Here is a 23,160-nt window from a genome sequence, read left to right on the forward strand (position 1 = left end):
CTGTCTTTAGATATTATGGACAGGATAGTTTTGGCGAGTGATATAGCTTCATTCATCTACTGATGAATCCAGATACCGCTCAGATTTCAAGTGCAGCAACGATCGCAGCTTCCATTTTCTCCGGAGTCGTAAGCGGTGCAAAACGCTTGAGCGGCTTCCCGTCACGCCCAATCAGGAACTTGGTGAAGTTCCACTTGATTCGTCCCCCCAACACGCCCGGCAATTCATTTTTCAGATAACGAAACACCGGATGCGCTGCGGTTCCGTTGACCTCGACTTTTGCAAACATCGGGAAGCTAACACCGTAGTTAATATGGCAGGTCCGCGCGATGTCATCGGCGTCGCCGGGTTCCTGCTTACCAAACTGATTACAGGGGAAACCAAGCACCACCAGCCCCTGCGCGGCGTACTTCTTATAGAGCGCTTCAAGGCCCGCGTATTGCGGCGTAAAGCCACACTGGCTGGCGGTGTTCACCACCAGAACCAGCTTGCCCGCATAATCAGACATGGAAATCTGTTGGCCGGTGAGGCTGGTGGCCGTCAGTTGATGAAAGGGGTTCATGTTGGAGTCCTTAGAGCTTGTCGACATTGCCACACCGTATACAGGCTCTTTTCATTCAGGCCAAACGTTGCAACATAACATCATAGGTGACGTGAATAACCTTAGCCGAATGTCCCTGTTTGTGTCTTTATTTCGGCCAGCAGCCAGCGTTCAAAATCTCTTAATGCAGAGTCGTTGATTCCCGTGTCTACCGGTTGAACTAAACAGAATTTTTTACTCAACGAGTCTGATTCCGGCCACGGCCCAACCAGCCTGCCGTTGTCGAGTTCTTGTGCAACGTACATGCGCGGCACCAGGGCAACGCCCTGCCCGGCCAATGCGGCAGCAATAGCCATTTCATGAAGATCGTACCGGGCGCCCTGCGCCAGATTATCAAGGCTTATTCCCGTTTCACGGGCATAGTGATGCCATGCGTCCGGGTTCAATCGTCGGTGAATTCTTGGTAAATCCTTCAACTGCCCCTTTCCCTCATGGCCTGTTAACAAAGCCGGGTGGCAGACCGGAACCAGTTTTTCCTCAAAGAGGAATTGCACGCGCATTCCGGCCCACGCGGCATGCTCAAAATGCACGACGGCATCAAAACCGCTTCCGCTCAGAACGAAAGGATCGGTTCTGGCGGCAATATTTAACGTGATGTCCGGATGTAAGGCGGTAAAACGGCTCAGCCGGGGGATAAGCCACCGGCTCGAAAATGTTGGCAGCGCGGCAATATCCAGGCTCCGGCTGTCCCTGGGCATCCCCATTATGTACTGAGTATCTCTTTCAATTCGCTCAAGCGTTTCGCGAACATGGCAGGCATAACGCGTGCCGACAGGGTTGAGTTTTACGCGGCTCCCTGCCCGGTCAAATAATTTGCAGTCCAGTAAAGATTCAAGGCGCGCAATCTGGCGGCTAATAGCCCCTTCTGTCAGCGAAAGCTCCTCGGCGGCTCGGGCAAAATTACCGTGCCGGGCAGCCGCCTCAAAAGCCTGCAGGGATGTGCTGCTGGGAATTTTTCTACGCATACGCCTCCAGATGGGGGACAGGCAACGAACACTTAATGACTAAATGTCACTGAATGATGAAATAATATCGATTCATTAGCGAAAATACAGCCGGTAGCATGATAAAAAATCACTGAGGCCTGTATGAAACATTTATCTTTTCCATCCTGCCAGATTGGCGATTTTCTGGTTACCGCCCTAAGTGATGGCGCTATGCCAGCGAGCCTGGATTTACTCTCTGGCATCGACATCGCTGAAGCCGAAGCCATCCAGCAGAGTGCTGGCCTCGCTGAGCCTGGCCATATTCATATCAACTGTTATCTGATTCGCGGCAAGGGGCGAACCCTTCTGGTGGATGCGGGTACTGGCGGGAGAAATAATGTGGGCGGGCAACTGAGAGCCAACCTTGCGGCTCTTAAGATCTACCCTGATGATATAGACGCTGTCTTGTTGACTCACTGCCACCCCGACCATATTGGTGGCCTGCTGGATGCTGAAGGAAACCCTGTCTATCGGCAGGCGGAACTTCATCTGCACCCGCTTGAAGCAGATTACTGGCGGGATGATGAAAAACAAAGAGGCGCTAACGAGCGGGGAAAACTTAACTTCAGGCTGGCCCGCCAAACACTAGAGGCGTACGCATCAAATCTGCATTTTTTTACCGGGGGTGAAATAACGAAGGGCATTCTCCCGGTATGGTTACCGGGCCACACGCCCGGTCACACCGGCTTTCGCATCGATGCGGACGATAAAGGCTTACTCATATGGGGCGACATCGTTCATTACCCGCAAATTCAGTCAGCGCAGCCGAACGTTTCCATTCTTTTTGATGTTGATCCGATGCAAGCCGCAGAAACAAGGAAAAATGTGCTGCAGCAATCCGCGAGGGAAAAATTGCTGATTGCTGGCATGCATCTGGACCAAACCGGGTTTGCTACCCTCGACATGGTTGATGATGGTTACCCTATTTCCTATGCTTTAGCGTCAATGGATACGCATGCTGTCCCCAGGGCCTCCCCGCAATCCGAGCCTTAAGCAGCTCGATAAACTTCTGCGCCCTTGGACTTCTTTCTGCCTGTGAGGCGCCGCTCAGCGCCACGATGTCGGCATCCGGCAGCGTATATTCCGGCAGCAGTCTCACCAGCTCGCCGCGGTGAATTTGCGGCAGCACGTCCCACTCGGAGCGCATGATGATTCCCCTGCCCGCCAGCGCCCACTCTTTTACCACCCGTCCCTCATTGCTTGCCAGCTTTGGCGAAATACGCTGCGGGCAGTCCCCTTGTGGACCGGAGAAACGCCACAGCGTGACGTCTTCGCTGTTTTCCCGCAGCGCAATACAGTCGTGATCTACAAGCTGTTCCGGCGTCAGCGGCGTACCTTTTCGGTTCAGGTATTCCGGGGAAGCGCAGATAAAGCGTTGGTTCGGCGCAAGCTTAATGCAGTGCATACTTGAGTCGCGCAGCTCACCGATGAAAATCACCAGATCCCATTTGTGCAGCGTCGCCCAGTGCGGGTCATCGGACAGCGTCAGCTCTATTTCGAGGTTTTCATGCTGCGCGGCATATTCCCCCAGCAGTGGAGCAATATAATCGTTGCCAAACCCCAGCGGAGCCAGCACGCGCAGTTTGCCTCTTACCTGCTGCCGCCTGTCGTCCAGCGTCGACTGCAGGCCAGCCAGCTCGGCAAGAATTTTCTCCGCCCGGCTTAGCAGCAGCGAGCCTTCATCGGTGAGCGATACCTGCCGCGAGGGGCGCAGAATAAGATCGACGCCAAGCTTGCGCTCCAGCCCGCGAAGCCGCTGGGTGACCGAGGGCGGCGTGACGTTCAGCGCCCTTGCGGCGGCGGCCAGCGTGCTGTGGGTGGCGATGGTGCGGAAGAAAGAGAGATCGTCGCTGCTTATCATTAACTTGAAACCTAATCATTCATTGCTTTTATATTAATTTATACCTAATCAGCCGGATGGCAACATGGCCTTTCCCACGACAGGAGACACCCTATGCCCGCTAACTGGATGACCACCCTTGATACCCCTTTTTTGCTGATCGAGAAAAGCAAATACCTGCGCAATATTGAGCGGCTTTACTCCCGCATTCACGCCTTAGGAAGCGTGGTCCGGCCGCATCTGAAAACGCTGCGCTCTATTGAGGCCGCCAGCTATCTGCTTGCACAAGGCGATTCTCCGTCCACGGTTTCGACGCTTGCCGAGGCTGAGGCATTTGCCGCCGCGGGCTACACCAATCTGCTCTACGCCGTCGGCATCGCCCCCCATAAACTTGCTCGCGTTGCGGCGCTGATGGCTAAAGGCGTGAACCTGCATATTCTGCTCGACAGCGAGCCGCAGGCCGACGCCATAGCCGCATTTGGCAAAGAGCATGGCCTCAAATTTTCGGTATTTATTGAAGTTGACTGCGACGGTCATCGCGGCGGTTTGCCGCCGCACAGCGACGAACTTTTGACGCTGGCCCGCCTAATTGAGGCAAGTGGTTCAACGCTGACCGGGCTGCTGGCTCACGCCGGGGAATCCTATAGCTGCCGCACCGACGAAGCTATTTTAGCCGCCGCCAGAGCCGAATGCGCCGCGATCAAAACCGCCGGTGACCGCCTACGAGCACACGGTTACGCCTGCCCGATATTAAGCGTTGGCGCGACGCCGACCGCCCACTTTGCGGACGATCTTTCCGGCATAACCGAAGTCAGAGCCGGGGTGTTTACCACCTTCGACCTGGTGATGAAAAACGTCGGCGTCTGCCGCCTGGAGGATATTGCGATTAGCATCGTCACCACGGTTATCGGGCACAATAAAGAAAAAGGCTGGGTATTTATCGATGCCGGATGGATGGCGCTTTCCCGTGACAGGGGTACGGCAGGCCAAAGCCAGGACTACGGCTATGGGCTGGTGTGCAGCCTGAGCGGCGATCCCTACGAAAACCTGCTGGTTACCACCACCAACCAGGAACACGGGATTATTGCCCTGCCGCCAAACGCTGCCTTTACCGTCGAGAATTTCCCCGTCGGCAGCCGGGTACGTATTCTGCCCAACCACGCGTGTGCCACCGCCGCTATGCATCTGCAATATCAGGTTTTGAGCGACGATGGTCAGGGGCACGAGGTCTGGCAGCGGATCGTCGGCTGGTAAAGTGACGGCAGGCCATTGACAATGCGATGGCCTGCGCACTTTTTAATCACACGTGGTAGGATAGAAAACATTCATTGAAAGGTTGATCATCATGTCTTTTATCGATTACGCAATGAAGCTCCTCGCCGGGGGGGCGTCAACAGCTACGGTAACCTGCCCTGTATGCGGCTTTAAATCTACGCAACCCCGTTCAAAAATTCGTTTGAAGCAGGCCATGCTTTGCCCTGGATGTAAGTCCTTATTTGTCGCGCCTCGCTGATCTTCAGGCTCGTTTTATTACAAAATTCGTGTTCTATACTTAAAGATTGATACAGCAGCTGTAAAATCCCTGATGCCTCACGCCCATCCTGAGAGAACGTTTCTGAACTGATTTCGCAACTGCTCCTGCGCGTTTACGTCGCATCAGAGCAAACCTATGAAAATGAATCCTAAGGCGTGGCTTAGCCGCACCCGTGCCCAGCCACCAGCAGCCGGCCTCGTCCCGTTCCCGGCCAACGACCCTACGGTTGAATCCGAACTTTTTTCCACGCCGCAAATGGAGCGCTACGGGCAGAAGCTAGCCCGTTCACATAAGTTATCTCCTGACAGACAGCCTTACTACCTGCTTAAACGGCTTGGCGACAATGAGACAATCATTACGCAAAACTGCTATCTGCTAAATGCCGGGAAAAAAGCCAGCGTAATGCCCGCCGGAGAGTGGCTGCTGGACAATTACTATCTGATTGAGGAACAGATCCGCATCGTACGCCAGCATCTGCCGAATAACTTTGGTAAAGGGCTACCGGCGCTGGCTCCGCCGCATCATTGCCCGCGTATTTATGATATCGCGGCCGAAGCCATTGCCCACGGAGATGGGCGCTGGGACACAGCCAGCCTGACCGGCTATATCACCGCCTACCAGCAGGAAACGCCTCTTACGCTTGGAGAGATCTGGGCGTTACCCGGCATGCTTAGGCTGGCCTTAATTGAGAACCTCCGCCGGGTAAGTATCGATGTGGTAAAAGCTCAGCAGGAACGCGACCTGGCCGACAGTTGGGTAAGCAAAATCTTCGAGTGTGCAGAGAATGCTCCTGCGGACGTGATCATGGTTGTTGCCGACATGGCGCGTTCCCAGCCGCCGCTGAGCAGCGCCTTTGTCGCCGAGCTGGTACGTCGCCTGCAGGGACACGGCAATATGCTGGCGCTGCCCCTGAGCTGGATTGAGCAACGACTTGCCGCACAAGGTGTCACTCCCGATATTTTGATCCATAACTTTAATCAGCAGCTTGCCGCCAGTCAGCTCTCTGTCAGCAACAGTATTGCCGGTTTGCGTTTACTCAGCGAAACCAACTGGGAGGATTTTGCCGAGACCATGAGCATCGTGGAACAGACCCTGCGCCAGGATCCCGCCGCTATCTATCCCCTGATGCATTTTGATACCCGCGACAATTATCGCCATGTGGTTGAGATCCTCGCCAGGGATAGCCGTTTCAGCGAACAGGAAGTCGCTCAGCTTGTACTTGACCTGTCCCGCCAGGCTTCGGCCAACATGTCAGGCCATCATATTGGCTACTATCTGGTGGGTGAAGGCCGTCAGCACCTTGAAAGACAACTGTCTGCAGATACCTCACTCCTCATCCGCCTACGGCATAGCTTCACCCAAATCCCTCTGCTTTCGTGGCTTGGCAGCCTGAGTTTATTGACCACCGCGGCGGTGGCCGAAATTTTGTACCAGACCTCAGAACAGGGAACAGGTTGGCTACTGATACCGCTGGCCGCACCGCTTATCATCGCGGTAAGCCAGGTAATGAGTGACCTGCTCAGTGAAATGACTACCCGCTTTCGTACGCCCCGGCCGCTACCGCGAATGGATTATTCTGCCGGGATCCCTGCGGATTCGGCGACCATGGTCGTTATTCCCTGCCTGTTGACCAGTCGGCAAGGCATCAGCAAACTCGTGACCAGCCTGGAGGTTTGCCAGATCGGTAATCCCAGCGAAAACCTCTGCTTTGCCCTGTTGACCGACTTTGCAGATTCGACGCATGAAGACTCGCCGGAAAACGCAGCCTTCCTTGAGCTTGCTCGCTCACAGATAGCGGATCTCAACCGGCGCTATCCGGCCAGCCGCCCACGCTTTTATTTGCTTCACCGGGCGCCGGAGTGGAACCCGCAGCAAAAGGTGTGGATGGGCTATGAGCGCAAACGAGGCAAGCTGGCGTTGCTGAACAGCTGGTTACGCCACCCCGATGCACAATTCTCCAGCATGGCCGGTATGCCTGCCCACCTGCTACCGGAGAGCGTCAAATATGTCATTACGCTGGACAGCGACACACTCCTGCCCCGTGACACAGCGCATAAGCTGGTCGCCACGATGAGTCACCCGCTGAACCGCCCGCAGTATGATCCTCAGCGCCAGCGGGTGGTTAAAGGCTACGGCATTTTACAACCTGGGCTGGCGGAAGAAATGCCTCGCAATGGCCAGGGGCGCTATGCCGCAATGTGCAGCAGCATACCGGGTAATAACCCTTATTCGATGATGTCATCAGATATCTACCAGGATCTGTTCGGGGAGGGTTCGTTCGTTGGCAAGGGCATTTACGACGTCGATATTTTTGTGCTAGCCACACAAAATACCTGCCCCGAAAATCTGGTACTCAGCCATGATTTACTGGAAGGCTGCTATGCCCGTTCAGGGCTGCTGAGCGAAGTGTTGCTGTATGAGCAGTATCCGAATAACTATCTGTCGGACGTCATGCGTCGTACCCGATGGATCCGCGGCGACTGGCAATTGCTGAACTGGCTGAAGCTCCATGTTAAAAAAGCGGATGGCACCCGCGATAAAAACCAATTATCCGCCCTCTCTTACTGGAAATTATTCGATAACCTGCGCCGCAGCCTGGTGGCCCCCTCGTTTCTGGCGTTGCTGTTTTGCACATTGTTATGGGTACCCAATCCTCTGTACTGGCTGGGCGTACTGGCGCTGGCGTGGCTACTGCCAACGGCTTTGGCCGTTAGCCAGGATCTGATCGCCAAGCCGGCCCAACGATCTTTAAGCCGGCACCTGCTGCAGGTCGCAGGCGGAGCACAGAGGCGGTTTTCCCGCAGCGGGCTAAGTATCGTCACGCTACCGCATGAGGCCGGGTACTCGCTGTACGCTATTGCAGTCACCCTGTGGCGGCTGGGGTTCAGCAAGCGCAATTTGAACCAATGGGCCAGTTTCAACCCGGACAATGAACCGTCAAAAATCTCCCCGATCCGCTTTTACCGTGCCATGTGGCTAAACCTGGCGAGCGGCGTGGCCTTAACGGTGCTGACGGCCCATTTTTCTCCCTCTCTCTCGGTCATCTCGCTGCCGCTCAGCATTGCCTGGTGTCTCGCGCCGCTGCTTCTGAGCTGGATGAGCCGGCAGCCTGTACGCCAGGCATTTTCAGCAAATAAAGAACAAACGCTGCTGCTACGTCAGACCAGTCGTGAAATCTGGGCCTTTTTTGAAACCTTCGCCACTGAGGAGGAAAACTGGCTGCCGCCGGACAACTATCAGGAAATTCCACAGCCGCGAGTAGCACACCGCACCTCACCCACCAATATTGGCCTCTCATTGCTGGCCAACCTTACCGCCTGGGATTTTGGTTATCTACCGTCCGGGGATGTTCTGCAGCGCATAACCCTTACCCTCGACTCGCTGGATAAGATGGAGCATTTTCGCGGCCATTTGTATAACTGGTATGACACCCAAACCCTTGCCCCGCTCAATCCTCGCTATGTTTCAAGCGTAGACAGCGGCAATATGGCAGGCCACTTACTGACCCTGCGTGAAGGACTCTCCGCCCTGCGCGATATGCCTGTATTAAATGCGTCACGGCTGCTGGCGGGGCTTGACGACACGCTAGGAATTCTTGAAAAACACTGGGGCCAGCATGCCCCAACTGAATTGAGACTACTGCGTAAGCACTGCCTGAGCGCGGCCTTACTGCCACCGGCGCGCCTGTTAGCCGAGCTTAAAAACATGCGCAGTCAAAGCAATCACCTGTCTGCGTCGTATCATCAGGACAACAAGCTGGTGCTCCGCTGGCTCGAACATTTAAAGCGCCAGCTCGTACAACACTGCCAGGAATGGTCACATCTTCTGGCCTGGTTACCGCAGAGTTATAGCGACCCTACGCTGCCGTCTCTGAACTGGCTTGCCCGTGCGAAATTTGCCGGTGAAGGCACGCCCCCCGCCTCGGCTATCGCCCTGGCACGTCTGCGGCTGGACATCATCACCGAGCTTGAACAGCGGCTGAGCGAGCATGCGCGAATGGACTTTACCTTCCTCTATAGCAAAGTCACCAATCAGCTCAGCATCGGCTACAACAGCGACGGTAATTCGCTGGATAAAAGCCAGTACGACCTGCTGCCATCTGAAATTCGCCTGACCAGTTTTGTTGCCATCGCCACTAACCAGCTCCCGCTTAAAAGCTGGTATGCGCTCGGGAGGCTATTCACCACCATTGATAACGATACCGCGTTGATGTCCTGGAGCGGCTCAATGTTTGAGTATCTGATGCCCAATCTGGTGATGCCGGGCTGGTCCGGCAGTCTGCTAGAAAAAATGAGCCAGTCGGCAGTGATGCGCCAGATCCACTGGGGAAAAGAGCGTGGCGTGCCCTGGGGCGTGTCAGAGTCCGGCTACCATGCATTTGATGTTCAACAAAACTATCAATATCAGGCGTTTGGCGTTCCCGGCCTGGGCCTGCGTCGCGGGCTGGCAGACGATATGGTGATTGCCCCTTACGCCACGCTACTGGCGCTGATGGTTTCCCCGCAAAAAGCCTGCGAAAATCTGGCTGCACTGGAAAAAAACGGCGCCCGCGGAGAATACGGTTTCTATGAGGCGCTGGACTATACCGCGTCCCGGCTGGCAACCGGCCAGCTGTACGCCGTGGTGCAGTCATGGATGGCACACCACCAGGGTATGGCGTTTCAGGCGCTGGCTCACGTGCTGCTGGATGCCCCGATGGCGGACCGCTTTATGTCCAGTCCCGCCTTTCGCTCTGCCAGCCTTCTCCTCCAGGAGCGGGTACCTGATTCAGTCGATCTTTACAGCCCGCGCCGCCACTTTGAGTCCCACGAAGGCAGAGTGAAGCCTGTTCGCTATGAACCCCGCTGTTTCACCGCGGCTGAGGGCCCTGCGCCCGAGGTTCAGCTGTTATCCAACGGACATTATCACCTGATGATAACCCCCGCGGGAGGAGGCTACAGCCGTTGGAACGACATCGCCCTTACCCGCTGGCGTAGCGATAGCACAAGCGACTGCTGGGGAACGTTCTGTTATATCAGCGATCCGCAAACCGGCGAGATATGGAGTAACACCTGCCAGCCTATGGACGAAGCATATGCCGGTGATGAAGCGATCTTTACCGATGCTGGCGCGGAATTTAAACGAACCCTCGGTACGCTTGGCGTCCGGACTCAGGTGGTTGTGTCACCCGAAGACAATATAGAATTAAGGAGGATCACGCTGCAGCATCGGGGGCGTCAGCCACGTACCCTGGAGCTGACGACCTACGCAGAAGTGGTATTGGCTCCTGCCGACAGCGACCTGGCACACCCTGCGTTCAGCAATCTGTTTATCCAAACGGAGCTGATTCCCGCGCAGGACGCCATTTTGTGCCATCGCAGACCGCGCTCTCAGAACGAAAAAAGCCCGGTCCTGTTCCACATGATGGTGGTGCATGGCGGCAGCCGCAAGAGCGCCTCGTTTGAAACCGACAGGGCAAAATTCCTCGGGCGCGGCAGGGATGCAGCCAATGCCCTGGCTGCCGAAGAAAACGGCCCTCTCAGCAACACCTCCGGGCCTGTACTTGATCCCATCCTGGCTATCCGGCAGTCCATCATCCTGCAGCCAGGGCAGCAGGTAACCGTTGATATCATCTACGGTATCAGCGAAAACCGTCAGCAAAGCCTGGCCCTCCTGGAAAAATATCGCGATCGCCGTATTGCGGACCGTGTTTTTGAGCTGGCGTGGTCCCACAGTCGGGTAGTATTACGGCAAATTAACGCCAACGAAGATGATGCCGCACTGTTTAACCGTCTTGCCAGCGCCGTGCTTTTCCCCTGCCCGGAACTGCGTGCTGACGGCCAGATCCTCTGCCGTAACCGACGCGGTCAGTCTGGCCTGTGGGGGTGGACAATTTCTGGCGATCTGCCGATTGTGTTGCTCAACGTCACCAGCGAGGAGAGTATTCTCTCCATCACCACGCTTATTCAGGCCCACCGCTACTGGCGACTAAAAGGACTGGCAGTAGACCTGGTTATTCTAAATGACGGCCCCGGTGGCTATCAGCAAGTGTTGCAAAATCAGATTATGGACCTGATTTATGCCGGCTCCGAAGCCAGCCTGCTCGATAAGTCGGGCGGTATTTTTGTCCGTAATGCCGAGCACCTTTCTGCAGAAGACAAGCTGCTGCTTATGAGCGTGGCGCACCTGTATCTGGACGATCGCGCAGGCGAGCTTAACGAGCAGCTCGATCGCCGTATTCATATTGTTAAAACGGCCCCGAGGGCGTTTATTCCGCATGTGGCGCCCGGCGTGAATCAGCATACTCCATGGTCACCAGATACCAGCCAACTGCTTCATTTCAATGGGTTCGGTGGTTTTTCTCAGGATGGCCGGGAGTACCAAATTGTACTCAGGGAAAATTCGCCTACGCCCGCCCCCTGGTCCAACGTATTGGCAAACCGAGACTTTGGTAGCGTGCTGTCAGAGGCAGGGCAAGCCTACAGCTGGTATGAAAATGCGCATGAATATCGCCTGACCCCGTGGGAAAACGATCCCGTCAGCGACCGCAGCGGCGAAGCTTTTTATCTACGCGATGAAGAAACCGGCGCGTGCTGGTCACCGACCCCACTGCCGATACGCGGCCAGGGAGACTATCTGACCCGCCATGGTTTTGGCTACAGCGTATTTGCCCATCGCGAGAAAGGCATAGACAGTGAGCTCACGGTGCTGGTCGCCGGGCAGGCCCCGGTTAAGCTCGCAATCCTGACGCTCAGTAACAACTCAGGACGCACTCGTAAACTCTCCGTCACCGGTTATGTAGAGTGGACGTTAGGCGAGTCGCGCACCCGCTCCGCTCTTCATATCGTTACCCAGCCGACTGGCCTCGCGGGCGTTTGCGGCATCATGGCAAATAACTTTTACGGCGGTAATGGTGCAGAACGAACCGCATTTTTTGCCGTTACCGGCCCACACTGCTCGCTAACGGGCGATCGCCGCGAGTTTATTGGCCGCAATGGCTCCCTGAAAAATCCCGCCGCAATGCACATGCGCAGGCTGTCTGATAAAACCGGTGCCGGCCTGGATCCTTGCGGTGCGGTGCAATCTGCAGCGACGTTAATCGATGGCGATCAGAAGACATTTGTTTTCGTGCTGGGCATTGGCGAGGATCAAACGCAGGCCCGGGCGACACTCACCCGCTATTTGCATGAAGATACGGCCCGGGAAGAGCTGAACAACGTTCACCGATACTGGCACAATGTGCTCGATAAAATCGTTGTCCATACCCCGGACAGCGGCGTTAATTTACTGGTCAACGGCTGGTTGCTGTACCAGACCATAGCCTGTCGCCTGATGGCGCGCAGCGGTTACTACCAGTCAGGCGGCGCATTTGGTTTCCGCGATCAGTTGCAGGATACGTTGGCTCTGAGTCATGCTGCGCCGGAACGGCTGCGCGAACAAATCGTACTGTGTGCCTCGAGGCAGTTTATCGAGGGCGACGTCCAGCACTGGTGGCACCCTCCTCACGGCAACGGCGTTCGTACACGCTGTTCGGATGATTACCTCTGGCTCCCTTTGGCCGTCTGCCACTATGTGACAACCACGGGAGATAACGTCGTGCTGGAACAACGCATCCCTTATCTGGAAGGCCGCCAGCTCCAGCCTGGCGAAGAGTCCGTGTACGATAGGCCTGTGACCAGCACCTGCGAAGAAACGCTGTGGTTGCACTGCGTAAAAGCCATTAAGCACGGGCTGCGGTTTGGCCCGCATGGCCTGCCGCTAATGGGCGCAGGTGACTGGAATGACGGCATGAACCTGGTGGGCATTGAAGGCAGAGGTGAAAGCGTCTGGCTTGGGTTCTTCCTGTATGACATTTTACAGCGCTTCGCGGACCTTGCAGAGCAGCGTCGGGACGCTGATATTGCTTCACTGTGCCGCACGCAAGCGCTACGTTTGCAGCAACAGCTTGAGGCCACCGCCTGGGACGGAGAATGGTACCGGCGAGGATATTTTGACGAGGGCACCCCTCTTGGCTCTAAAGCCTCACAGGACTGCCGAATTGACGCTATCGCACAGAGCTGGTCGGTGCTGTCCGGAGCCGCCAGTCCGGCACGCAGCGAGCAAGCCATGCAGGCCCTGGACAAGTACCTTGTGGATGAAGATGCCGGGTTGATTAAACTGTTAACGCCGCCGTTCGACGGCCATGGGCCTAACCCTGGCTATATCCAGGGTTATCTGCCGGGCGTGAGGGAAAACGGCGGGCAATATACGCACGGAGCTATCTGGGCAGTTATGGCGTTTGCCAGAATGGGCAATGCAGAGCGAGCCTGGCGGCTGTGGTCGCTTATCAGTCCGATAAATCACACAGGAAACTCCGCCTCAGTCGGCATATATAAAGCGGAACCTTATGTAATGAGCGCGGATGTTTATAGCGTCAAGCCACATACAGGGCGGGCGGGATGGAGCTGGTATACCGGTTCCGCTGGCTGGGCATATCGGCTCCTTACGGAGGAGCTACTGGGGATTACATGTTACGCCACCACCTTTACTGTTCACGCTCGGCTGCCGCATCACTGGCCGTCTATTTTTATGAATTACCAATACAAATCAAGCAAGTATGAGATAACTATTACTCGAGGTGGTGAAGATTACCAGGTTGCCCTTGACGGTGTGACGCTGCCGGACGACAACATTCCGCTACTTGATGACGGGCAAAATCACCGGGTTGATATTATTCAGCGCTGAGGTGGCACTCAGCTACACGCATGGGCGGAAGTGAAGCGAAGCAGCTGTTCAAACGTTCATTGGCATTCTTTTATTGATTAGCCGCTATACCTCGCCCGCAGGTGAGTTAAGCCTCACCTGTTCCGTTGAAAGGTATAAAACCAGCAGCGCCTGCGCCTCGGCGAGCACCGCCTTACGCTCCTTTTCATTCTGAAGATTGGCCGCCGCCGCGCCTTTGAGCATTTGCAGAATCACAATAGTCATCAGGCCGGCTCGTTCGGCGGATAAACCAGGGATAACAATCTGGAGCGCGCTGGAAAACCCGCCACGCATGGCATCCCTGAACTGAAGTCGGGCCGCTTGATGCTCGCCGCGCTCTTCCACCAGCCTGAGGGCAAAGGTGCGCTGTGACTGAAGCGACAGCACAAAGCGGGTGAACAGGTCTGCCGCCTTCGGAATATCCACCCCGGTCACGCTGGCCTCCAGCACCTCCAGCCGGTCAATCACCTCGCGGGTGTACTCCAGCAGCAACGCATCGGCCAGCGACTCTTTGTTCGGGAAAAACCGATACAGCGAACCGATAGCCGTGCCGGAGCTGGCGGCGATCTCGGTCATAGTCACGGCATCAAAGCCCTTTTCGGCGAAGAGCCGGGTTGCCGCTTCGGTGATAGCCGCCACGCGGAGATGGCCACGCAGGCGTTTAGGCGGTGTGGGCGTTAAGGGCGCTGGTTTTGTCATAAAAGTATTTCGTTTCCATCCGCTAACATTTAATCGCATGCATCGATTGAGATATGCGAGGACATCCTCTAGAATCCTGAGTTATGCGAGGACTCCCTCGCATAATGTAACTTCCCATGAGTTTAAGCCACGGCTCTGGCGCGAGCCAGCTTAAACCGAATATTCTTCCGCGCTGCGGGCGGCTATGGAACGATGAAGAAACAAGATCCTGCTCAACCCAACGGTAATCGCCTGCTGTCACCCCAGCGTATGCAGTGGAGCACGCTGATTATTGCCACCGCGCTTTGCGGGGGGCTGCTGACCTGGCTGAACATCCCTGCCGCCCTGCTGCTGGGGCCGATGATAGCCGGGATCGTTATCTCCCTTAACGGCGCCAGAATTCAGCCCAACGGCACGCTGTTTCTCATCGCCCAAGGCATCATCGGCTGCATGATTGCCAGCAAAATGCCCCACAGCCTCGCCGACACCTTTGGCGCTCACTGGCTGCTGTTTATCGTCTGCGTCTTTTCGGTGATTTTTATCTGTATGCTGCTCGGCTGGATATTAACCCGCATGCGTATCCTGCCAGGCACCACCGCGTTCTGGGGATTAAGCCCCGGCGCCGCAACGGCCATGACGCTGATGGCCGAAGCCAACGGCGCGGACACACAGCTTGTCGCCGCCATGCAATATCTGCGCGTGATCATGGTGGCAAGCGTCGCTTCCGTGCTGATGAAAGTCTCAGGCGAGCACGTCCCTGCCACATCGGCGGCGATAGATCTTTTTGCACACGGCTCTTACGTTGCGATGGCAGAAACCTTCGGGCTTATCGCCTTCGGCTGTATTGCGGCCAGACTGCTACGCCTCCCCGCCGGGGCGCTACTGATAACCCTGGTGGCTGGCGTGGTGCTCTCACAAAATAACTGGATAGAGATAGCCCTGCCGCAGTGGGTGCTGGTCCTCGCGTACACCATTGTCGGCTGGCGTATTGGGCTGAAATTCACCCGCCCGCTGCTAAAACATGCCGCCCAGGTACTGCCCCGCATCGCGATCAGCATTGTGATTCTGATTGCCCTTTGCGGGGTGATGGCGGCGGTGCTGGTGAAAGTTACCGATATCGACCCGCTCACCGCTTATTTAGCGATGAGCCCCGGCGGCGCGGATTCCATAGCGATTATTGCCGCCTCCAGCAAGCACATTGACATCGCCTTTGTGATGTCGATGCAGATGACCCGCTTTATTATTCTGGTCGCCTTCGGGCCAATCATCGGCAATATCATGAGGCGGCAGGCTAAAAAGCAAACGGGCGCATGATACGCCCGCCCGTCGAGGCCTAAACAGGGTCCTCTGCCGCGAAGTCCGCCTCGCTCTCTGCCCGATTGTTTTTAAGATTGATTATCTGCCCAATCTGATCGTGATAAACCGTGAGCTGGTTGTACTGGCTCATCTCCGAAACGAGCTGCGTCGACAGGTTAAAACTGCGGGCCAGCTCGCTAAGCTGAAGCGGGCTATGCTCGTCGTGGTATCGGTCGCTGTACCGGCGCAGGCTGTACTGATACCAGAGGATCAGCAGCCAGCCGTTTATCCCCGCAATCAGCAAATACAGCAGCACGGAATTGAGCGACTGCGCGAATATTTCCCCGCGCTGGCCGGGCAGCAGCATCAGCTGAAGCAGCAGATTTTTCCACACAAAGAACAGAAAGCCGGCCCAGGCAATCGCGGTTAACAGGCCGTCGAACAGGCGCGGCCCCAGTCGGTCTTCGGTCAATATCAGCGTGTTGGTCTGCATCATATTCTTCCTTTTCCACGGTCAGGACTTACCCAGCGCGCGCGGGCGCGGCGGCGTTTAAGCATTACTTTCGGGAATGACACCAGGGTGGTTAACAGGCCTATCATCCAGTACATCAGCGGGAACCAGACGATCCAGAACAGCGATCCGGCTATCCGCTTTTCATAACGCCGCTCGATGAACAGGCTGACCAGGAACTGCATCAGGCACATCACCCCCAGCAGCAGCCCGGTAAACTCCGGCGGAAAGAGCGTTTCAACCACCAGATTGGCGGGCAGCGTAGCCAGGTGGCTGGCAATAAACAGCAGGATGGTTATCGCGTAGGCGAAGGCCCACACCGTCGAAAGCACGTACTCCATAAACAGCGGCCACATCCGGCGATGCTCCCAGCGGAACAACCGACGCAGGTTGACCAGAAAAACTTCTGCCCCGCCCTGTGCCCAGCGCAACCGCTGCTTCCACAGCCCTTTGAGCGTTTCGGGCATCAGGATCCAGCAAAGCGCGCGCGGCTCAAAATAGAGCGTCCAGTGATGCAGCTGTAGCTTCCAGCTAATATCAATGTCTTCGGTGATCATATCCGGGCTCCAGTAGCCCACATCCGCCAGCGCCTGGCGGCGAAAGGCGGCAATCACGCCGGAAACGGTAAATACGCGGCCATAAATGCGCTGAGTGCGTTTAATCAGCCCGATAATCGAAGAGAATTCACCGACCTGGATACGGCCAATCAGATTCGAGCGGGTGCGGATTCGAGGATTTCCGGTAACGGCGCCCACGTTTGGGTGCCGAATCAGCGGCATCACAAGGTAAGCCGCAGTGTCCCGCTCCAATAACGCATCGCCGTCAATACACACCAGCAGATCCCCGCGCGCGGCGGCGGCACCGGCTTTAAGCGCCACAGCTTTGCCCTGATTTGCGGCCAGATGAATCACCCGCAGCTTCGGGTATTCCTGCGCAAGCTGGTTCAGGATCTCAGCGGTGTTATCCCGCGATCCATCGTTGATGGCGATAACCTCGATATTGCTATAGCGCTGGGCCAGCGCGGCCTCTATCGTTTCGCGGGCATTTTTGCCTTCGTTAAAACAAGGGATAAGGATAGAGATCAGCGGATTGCCTTCCAGCTGCGGCGGCGGCACGTCTTTGCCCCACGGCCAGTGGCGCTCCAGCCGGAACCAGAAATAGAGCCCACCGGTCATCCACAGCACCGACATGAACAGCGGCCAGAAGAACACGAAGTCGAGCAAGATTTTTCCGGTAAACACCGCCGCCATGCCGAGCGGCAGCCCAAAGACCAGGCCCAGAATCAGCAAGGAGAGAAGACGATCAGTCATTGTTTGGGTACCAGTAAGAGGAAATTTCAGGCCTGATGTGCGAGATATCGGGCTGGTTATTGATGAAGTCATCCGGGTAGTAGCCATAATGCTTCACGCCGTTCAGCTGCAGCAGCTGCATCCACTCCACCAGCTGTTTATCGGCTATGCCTTTCTGCGCTTTGTGGTTCCAGTCGCGGGCCTGAAGTTCAAAAATGGTTTTATTCATTCCCGAAGGCTTCACCGCCACGGCCTTGATCAGTCGTTCCAGCCAGCTATTGCTCTCTTCCAGCGGCACCGACTCCATCAGCGGCATCGCCATCGGCACCGTCCAGTCGTAGGCAGCCAGAAAATCGTCAATGTTCTGGGCGAACCACGCCTCGCTCTCTGGCTCCAGAATCGGCAGCGCAAAGATATTTCGGGCAGTTTTTATCTGCGGGCCACGAATATTCCGCACCGCGGCGGTCAGCGTGCGGGTGAACTCAATCAGCGTCTGGCTTTTAAAGCGCGTCCAGCGCTGAAGTTCAGCCGGGTTTTGATGAATGTCGCCGATGTTTCCCTGAAACCCCGCCTGCCGGTAAGCGGTCATAGCGTCCGGCCCGGCATCTTCAAAGTCCGTGAGCAGCGCATCGTCGTGGAAAAGAATGCCGTCAAACACCGCATGCCGGGCGAGATCTTCATAGATGTCGACAATCTGATGCCGAACCTGCCGGTTCCACGGAGAAAGCCGCAAATAAGGGCTGGTGGCCCGATGCGTTTTCCCGCTGGCGGCGTCCCAGCTTTGCACCCTGGGCAGCGCGGCGTTCAGGTCAAAAGAGAGCACCGGCAGCCAGGCGAACACTTTGGCATCCCCCCGCGTGCGCAGCTGCCAGGCGACGAAGTTAAACAGATCGGCGCGCATCGGCAGCCAGCGGTTAGGGAAATAGAGCGACCTGATATTGCCGTCGCCGATCGGGTCAGAGAACGCCTGCAAAAAGACATGGCTGATTTTCATGTCATACACCCGCTGCACCAGAGCATCGATGTTCTTCGTCTGCTGCGTCGGGTTTGGGTCATAGACGTAATCAAGATCCACATGCATAACGCGCACCGGATCCGGCTCCCGGACGCGGCTCACGATATTGGCAAACGCCTTGAGCGTTGGGTTACCGGCTATCAGAACGCGTGGAATATTATCCAGGTCGCGCACGTCGGCCAGGCCATCGTTGAGCGTGAACGCCATCTGGTAGCCTTGCTTTTTGATGACGCCCAGCGAGGTGCCGTTGGCCGCGCCATAGGGCCAGACCCAGGTGCGTGGAGCCTTGCCGCTGACCTGCTCTATTTTTCGACTGATTTGGCGCACGTCGTCGTCAATACGCCGGGTAAATTGCTCGTCGCTTTCATACTGGCCGGTGAGTTTATTCCACGCCCGGTTGGCTACAGCTGGCTCACGGCTGCCCTGGGGATTCGCCGGAATACCGTAATGTGAAGCCCAGGTGTGCGAACCGATCTCAACCAGCGGGGACTGGCTTAGCTCGCGAACCATATCCCAGGTGGCAAACTTATCGCGGGCGGTCATCAGCCCGCCGAAATCCACGTTCTTCCCTGGCGGAGTGTCCACCCAGCTGCCGACAGGTGCCCAGAGCGCGGGCACATTGTAAGCCTTGAGCAGCGGCCAGACGCGGGTGTAAAAACTGCTGTACCCGTCATCGAAGGTGAGCAAAAACGCCTTTGGCGGCAGCGGGGTTCCCCCCCGATGGGCATCCAGAATCGCCTGCACGCTTACCGGCCGGTAGCCGTTCTGCAACAGCCAGCTGATTTGCTCGTTAAGGGCGCTGGTGCGCACCGCCAGATAGCGCTGATCGGGGTCGCTGTCTTCGACGTCATGGTAAGCCAGCACCAGAAAATGGTTCTTCGGCCAGGGTTTATTGGCTTCAAGCTCTGGCCGCTCTTTTGGCGGCAGAAAATGAATCTCCTGCGCGTGCAGGCCAGAAAAGGTCAATAACCAGCCAAAAACGATCAGGCCGAGACGAAAACTGTTGGTCAGCATGTTTGTCCTTAAAATCGTAAATTCGCATCAAAAGCGACGGCGAGATGAGTTTCCCGCTTGCCGTCCCAGGGCCGCTTTTCCCAGTTCAGCATGGCCCCGGTGTCGAGGACGTTGTTCCACTGGATACGCTGGCCATATCCCAGCGACGTCATCGCCCCTGCTCCATAGTTTTTTTGCCGGTAAATACCCGCCCCGGCGCTAACCTGCTGGCTCCAGACGGTGTCATAGCACTGATACATCACGTGGTTAGCGACGAGCGTGGGCGCGGCAGATAAGTCCCATTTCGGGCTGTAATACACCGTGTCGGTCTGGCTGTTGGTGCTGTAAGCCACGCCGGGCTGCAGGTCGAGCGCGATCCGCGCCGTCTGCCACAGCCGCTCTTTGCCCTGCAAGGTGTATTCCTGGCGGTGGTTATGGTCTGAGAACCAGCTGGTCGCGGTCGCCAGCTGATATTCACGCCGTTCGCTTTGATGCCAGCGCAGCCACAGGTTGGCCTGATTGGCGCTTACCCCGTTGCGCAAAGCCCGCAGCGGAGTTGCCCGTGCCAGACGTTCAACCTCGCCCCCCACGCGCCAGCCGTCGCTGAAGCTGTGCCAGGCCGAGACGCGGCCGCCCGGCTTATTGCCGCCGTTGTAGTTGTTGTTCGCCAGTTCAAGCTCGACCCAGCTATTGCGCGGCCGCCACTCGATTCCCCCAAACACGCTGCGGCTGGATCCCTTGCCTTCTTCAAAGCGCCCGCTGTTAAAACGGTGGCCACCAAACAGCCGCCAGCTGTCGGCCACAGGTGGGCCATAGACGGCCATATCCCAGTTAAAATCGTGCGCCCCGCTGACGGGCGTATCAGAGTGGATCCCCTGCTGGCCGTTAATGCGCAGTTCGGACATCCGGTGAACATCCCGCGAGCGGTTCAGCCGCTGAGAACCGATCTCCAGCGGGGCGCGCAGCATCACATCGTCGGTCAACAAATCCATTTGCCGCCACTCGTGAAGATCCTGCGCGACATAAGCCTGCTGCCGCTCAAGCTCAAGGTTGGACGGCTCGAGCACTTCCGCTTTTTTTAGCTCTCGCTCGGCGGCCAGCGGCAACCCACGCGCCTGCAAAACCCTGGCATAATCGATACTTAATCCCTGATTCCCCGGCGCGGTTCTGGCCAGACGTTGAGACAGCGCCTGTGCTTCTGGCAGCGCGTCAGTGGCTAAAAGGTATTGAACAGAGAGCGTTTTCGCCTCCAGCCAGCGGTCATTCGGCTGGGGTGCCGGGAAGCCCGACACATAGCGACGATAGGGCGTTACCTGAGTCAGGTTTTGCAAATATCGACCGGCGGCGTCGTACTGGCCGCTGTCCAGCAAGGCATAAAACATCGCCTGCTCGTTCTCATTCGCCGCGCCGCTGAACAGCTGCGGCGTTAGCGCCTGCGCGCTTTCTACCTGTTTTTCTGCCAGGTAAGAAGCAATCACCCAGCGTAAAGCCCAGGGCGGAACCCGCACGTTTTCTGAGGCCAGGGCTTCATATTCCTGAATGACCTTTGGGTAATAATTGTGGGCGTAGAGCGCGCCAAGCCTGTCTATTCGCGCCCGCGAGATGTCCTGCTGAGCCTGCGGATCGCTGCGCCATTTGGTGAGTAAGGCGTGGTAGCGATCCAACGCCCGCTGCGCGACGGTAAAGCGCGCTTTTTCCTCCCCCGGAGGAATTTCAGCGATACGCACCATTTCGGCCGCCGCATTCACCTCCAGATTTCTGCGGTCGGATGCCGGAAGTTCCGCTTCGTTGGCTAACGCCAGCGCCGCAGTATTCACCCTGTTCACGGTCAGGCTGGCTATCAGGTTTTGCAGCGCGGTTTTATCCCTTGGCGCAAGTGCCAGGGCTCGCGTGTCGCTTAGCAACAGGTCCCAGGTCATCCCTTGCCGCAGATAGACATAAGAGAGCGTCTGTAAATGTGCGAGGTCGGGCTTTTCCTCGACCAGACGCAGCGCCTCTTCCCTCGCCTGCCAGCGCTGTTGGCCGTCGGCCAGCGTTTTAATTTGCCCCATGCGGTAATCATCATTGCCGGGTGAAAGCCTGAGCGCTTCTTCCCAGAGAGAAAGTGACTCCGTCCAGCGCTTTAAATTACGCAGAGATTGCGCGGTAGCGGCCAGGCCGCGAGCCGGGATGGACATTCGCCGCTGATAACGCTGCCAGACGCTGACGACCTCATCATCAAGTCCTGCCCAGGAGGCGACCTGAAGCCAGTCTGCCACCTGCTCCGGGTTAAGCATCCTGACCTGCTCCTCATGCTTAAGCGCGTCCAGCAGAGGGCGATAATCTCCGCCGCGAGCCTGTAATACCTGCCTGTCATATGACGATGTTGCCCCCATTCCTTGCACCGAAAAAAAACCTGGTATGACTAAAAATAGCGATAGCTTCACGCCACGATAAAAGAATAACTTATTGATACTCCGCCGTTGTCCCATAAATATCTATTATTCCATTATGAATGAGCATGGTTCATGCTCCGCATTTGAATGCCGGAATTCGGCATCAGCGGAAAAAACTGGCACAGTAAAATGCCCTCTGACGTTCAAAGTGTTTTATTGCAATAGCGTCGACGACAGGAATGATAAGTTACTGACAATAATTTTGTGAATACAGCACACAGGCTGCAAAGATGCTTTTAAGAATACTCTGCATTGGATTTTCAATAATTAAAAAACCATACCACGACATCATTCAATGCATTGATTTTAAATATAAATAAAATCACAAGCCTGCTTGTGAATGAGCTTCGCGTTGCGATTCCCGGTATTTCACGGTGTATTTCCCTGTACCGATCAGGAGGTTTCCTGGCAAAGAATCCTAATTTCCATTTCAGCGCCTTTTTTCTTATTTCTTTTTATTTATAATTCTCCCCACTGATAATAAAGAAGGACGTCCCTGCATTTACACCTCATTCTTAAAAAGACTTCCCGCCTAACTTACCTAAAAGTTAGTTAGCTCATTTTTAAATGAAATAGTGGAAATACGCTGTATTCGCGCATGCCCCAGGCTCAATGGATATGCATTCAGGATTTAAGTGATATTAAAGGGATATGCTGCGGTGAATGCGACAATTTTGATAACCCAGGATCGCTATCTTTACCAGGGAATAAAAGGCTATTTTCCCGACCTCATTCTGTTGTGCTCCGTGGAAAGAAGGAGTTTCAGCTTTGGCTACGAAGAGTACGCCGTGCTGGTCGATAGCCGCCTGCCGCTGGTGCAGTGGGAAAACATCATTACCAGCGCAGAAAAGGCCGACGCGCCCGTGCTCTGCATCATGCTTGATATGCGCCACAGCGAACTCTCCCCGCTCAGGCTCAAGTGGAGTCTCGACATGTCTATGTCGCACAAGGACGTGGAAGCTCTGTTCACGCTGCTGCAAAAGGTGAAAATCGACCGCCAGGCCAGGGAATGGTTTTACGACATGCGCCTTAGCGCAGACGAACGCACAATGATGGCCTTGCTTAGGAAGGGGTTACCCATGGAGGCCGTGGCCGCAAAACTCAATACGTCGCTTAAAAGCCTGTATCGCAGGCGAAGCGAGCTTTACGAAAGGCTTGGGCTGAGCAATTTTAACGAGGCCTGCCTGCTTATGTTTACCGATGAAGAAAACAACTATCCGTGATTCAGGCGGCGGTTACGTTTAGGTAGCCGCCACCATTG

General features: G+C 56.0%; 14 protein-coding genes. 6 read left to right on the plus strand and 8 right to left on the minus strand.

What is annotated here, in order from left to right; translation table 11 throughout:
* Positions 1-79: 79 nt before the first annotated feature.
* Together HX778_RS20470 and HX778_RS20475 are read right to left on the minus strand one after the other, a co-directional pair.
* On the minus strand, positions 80-562 hold the full coding sequence (locus HX778_RS20470) for a glutathione peroxidase (RefSeq protein ID WP_176982933.1): 483 nt from the start codon (positions 560-562) through the stop codon (positions 80-82).
* 101 nt (positions 563-663) lie between these two features.
* Entirely contained in the window at positions 664-1,566 is a 903-nt protein-coding gene (locus tag HX778_RS20475; protein ID WP_176982898.1) for a LysR substrate-binding domain-containing protein, read from the minus strand.
* A gap of 123 nt (positions 1,567-1,689) precedes the next feature.
* On the opposite strand from HX778_RS20475, the gene HX778_RS20480 reads away from it, so the two are divergent.
* Complete coding sequence (locus tag HX778_RS20480) at positions 1,690-2,580, plus strand: MBL fold metallo-hydrolase (RefSeq protein ID WP_176982899.1); 891 nt, start codon at positions 1,690-1,692, stop codon at positions 2,578-2,580.
* Here HX778_RS20480 and HX778_RS20485 read toward each other — a convergent pair.
* On the minus strand, positions 2,510-3,448 hold the full coding sequence (locus tag HX778_RS20485) for a LysR family transcriptional regulator (RefSeq protein ID WP_176982900.1): 939 nt from the start codon (positions 3,446-3,448) through the stop codon (positions 2,510-2,512). The genes HX778_RS20480 and HX778_RS20485 overlap by 71 nt on opposite strands.
* 93 nt (positions 3,449-3,541) lie before the next feature.
* On the opposite strand from HX778_RS20485, the gene HX778_RS20490 reads away from it, so the two are divergent.
* From HX778_RS20490 to HX778_RS20495, 3 genes are all read left to right on the plus strand, one after another.
* Positions 3,542-4,681 carry a DSD1 family PLP-dependent enzyme gene (locus tag HX778_RS20490; RefSeq protein WP_176982901.1) on the plus strand — a complete coding sequence of 380 codons (1,140 nt, stop codon included), beginning with the start codon at positions 3,542-3,544 and terminating at the stop codon, positions 4,679-4,681.
* Positions 4,682-4,772: 91 nt separating this feature from the next.
* Positions 4,773-4,940, plus strand: a complete 168-nt coding sequence (locus HX778_RS25050; RefSeq protein ID WP_218167218.1) for a YnfU family zinc-binding protein — start codon at positions 4,773-4,775, stop codon at positions 4,938-4,940.
* A gap of 156 nt (positions 4,941-5,096) precedes the next feature.
* The gene (locus tag HX778_RS20495; protein ID WP_176982902.1) at positions 5,097-13,664 is read left to right on the plus strand and encodes a GH36-type glycosyl hydrolase domain-containing protein; all 8,568 of its coding nucleotides are present in this window, start codon (positions 5,097-5,099) and stop codon (positions 13,662-13,664) included.
* A gap of 84 nt (positions 13,665-13,748) precedes the next feature.
* Here HX778_RS20495 and HX778_RS20500 read toward each other — a convergent pair whose 3' ends face one another.
* A complete protein-coding gene (locus tag HX778_RS20500) occupies positions 13,749-14,381 on the minus strand; it encodes a TetR/AcrR family transcriptional regulator (protein ID WP_176982903.1) in 633 nt (210 codons plus the stop codon).
* Between the two features lie 192 nt (positions 14,382-14,573).
* Here HX778_RS20500 and HX778_RS20505 point away from each other — a divergent pair, with 192 nt between their 5' ends.
* The gene (locus tag HX778_RS20505; RefSeq protein ID WP_176982904.1) at positions 14,574-15,674 is read left to right on the plus strand and encodes an AbrB family transcriptional regulator; all 1,101 of its coding nucleotides are present in this window, start codon (positions 14,574-14,576) and stop codon (positions 15,672-15,674) included.
* A 19-nt stretch (positions 15,675-15,693) separates the two neighbouring features.
* On the opposite strand, the gene pgaD is transcribed toward HX778_RS20505, so the two are convergent.
* Genes pgaD through pgaA form a run of 4 tightly spaced genes read right to left on the minus strand, consistent with a single transcriptional unit; the run spans position 15,694 to position 21,935 of the window.
* Positions 15,694-16,149, minus strand: a complete 456-nt coding sequence (pgaD, locus tag HX778_RS20510) for a poly-beta-1,6-N-acetyl-D-glucosamine biosynthesis protein PgaD (RefSeq protein ID WP_176982934.1) — start codon at positions 16,147-16,149, stop codon at positions 15,694-15,696.
* Positions 16,149-17,477: a poly-beta-1,6-N-acetyl-D-glucosamine synthase gene (gene pgaC / locus HX778_RS20515; protein ID WP_176982905.1), complete on the minus strand. Its 1,329-nt coding sequence runs from the start codon at positions 17,475-17,477 to the stop codon at positions 16,149-16,151. The genes pgaD and pgaC overlap by 1 nt, the downstream gene beginning before the upstream one ends.
* Entirely contained in the window at positions 17,470-19,485 is a 2,016-nt protein-coding gene (gene pgaB / locus HX778_RS20520) for a poly-beta-1,6-N-acetyl-D-glucosamine N-deacetylase PgaB (protein ID WP_176982906.1), read from the minus strand. Before pgaB ends, pgaC begins: the two co-directional genes overlap by 8 nt.
* A gap of 8 nt (positions 19,486-19,493) precedes the next feature.
* A complete protein-coding gene (gene pgaA / locus HX778_RS20525) occupies positions 19,494-21,935 on the minus strand; it encodes a poly-beta-1,6 N-acetyl-D-glucosamine export porin PgaA (protein WP_176982907.1) in 2,442 nt (813 codons plus the stop codon).
* A gap of 623 nt (positions 21,936-22,558) precedes the next feature.
* Here pgaA and HX778_RS20530 point away from each other — a divergent pair.
* Positions 22,559-23,122 carry a LuxR C-terminal-related transcriptional regulator gene (locus HX778_RS20530; RefSeq protein WP_370527408.1) on the plus strand — a complete coding sequence of 188 codons (564 nt, stop codon included), beginning with the start codon at positions 22,559-22,561 and terminating at the stop codon, positions 23,120-23,122.
* Positions 23,123-23,160 lie beyond the last annotated feature (38 nt).

It is taken from the genome of Cedecea sp. P7760, from assembly GCF_013386425.1.
In the GTDB taxonomy this organism is placed as follows: Bacteria; Pseudomonadota; Gammaproteobacteria; order Enterobacterales; family Enterobacteriaceae; genus Cedecea; species Cedecea selenatireducens.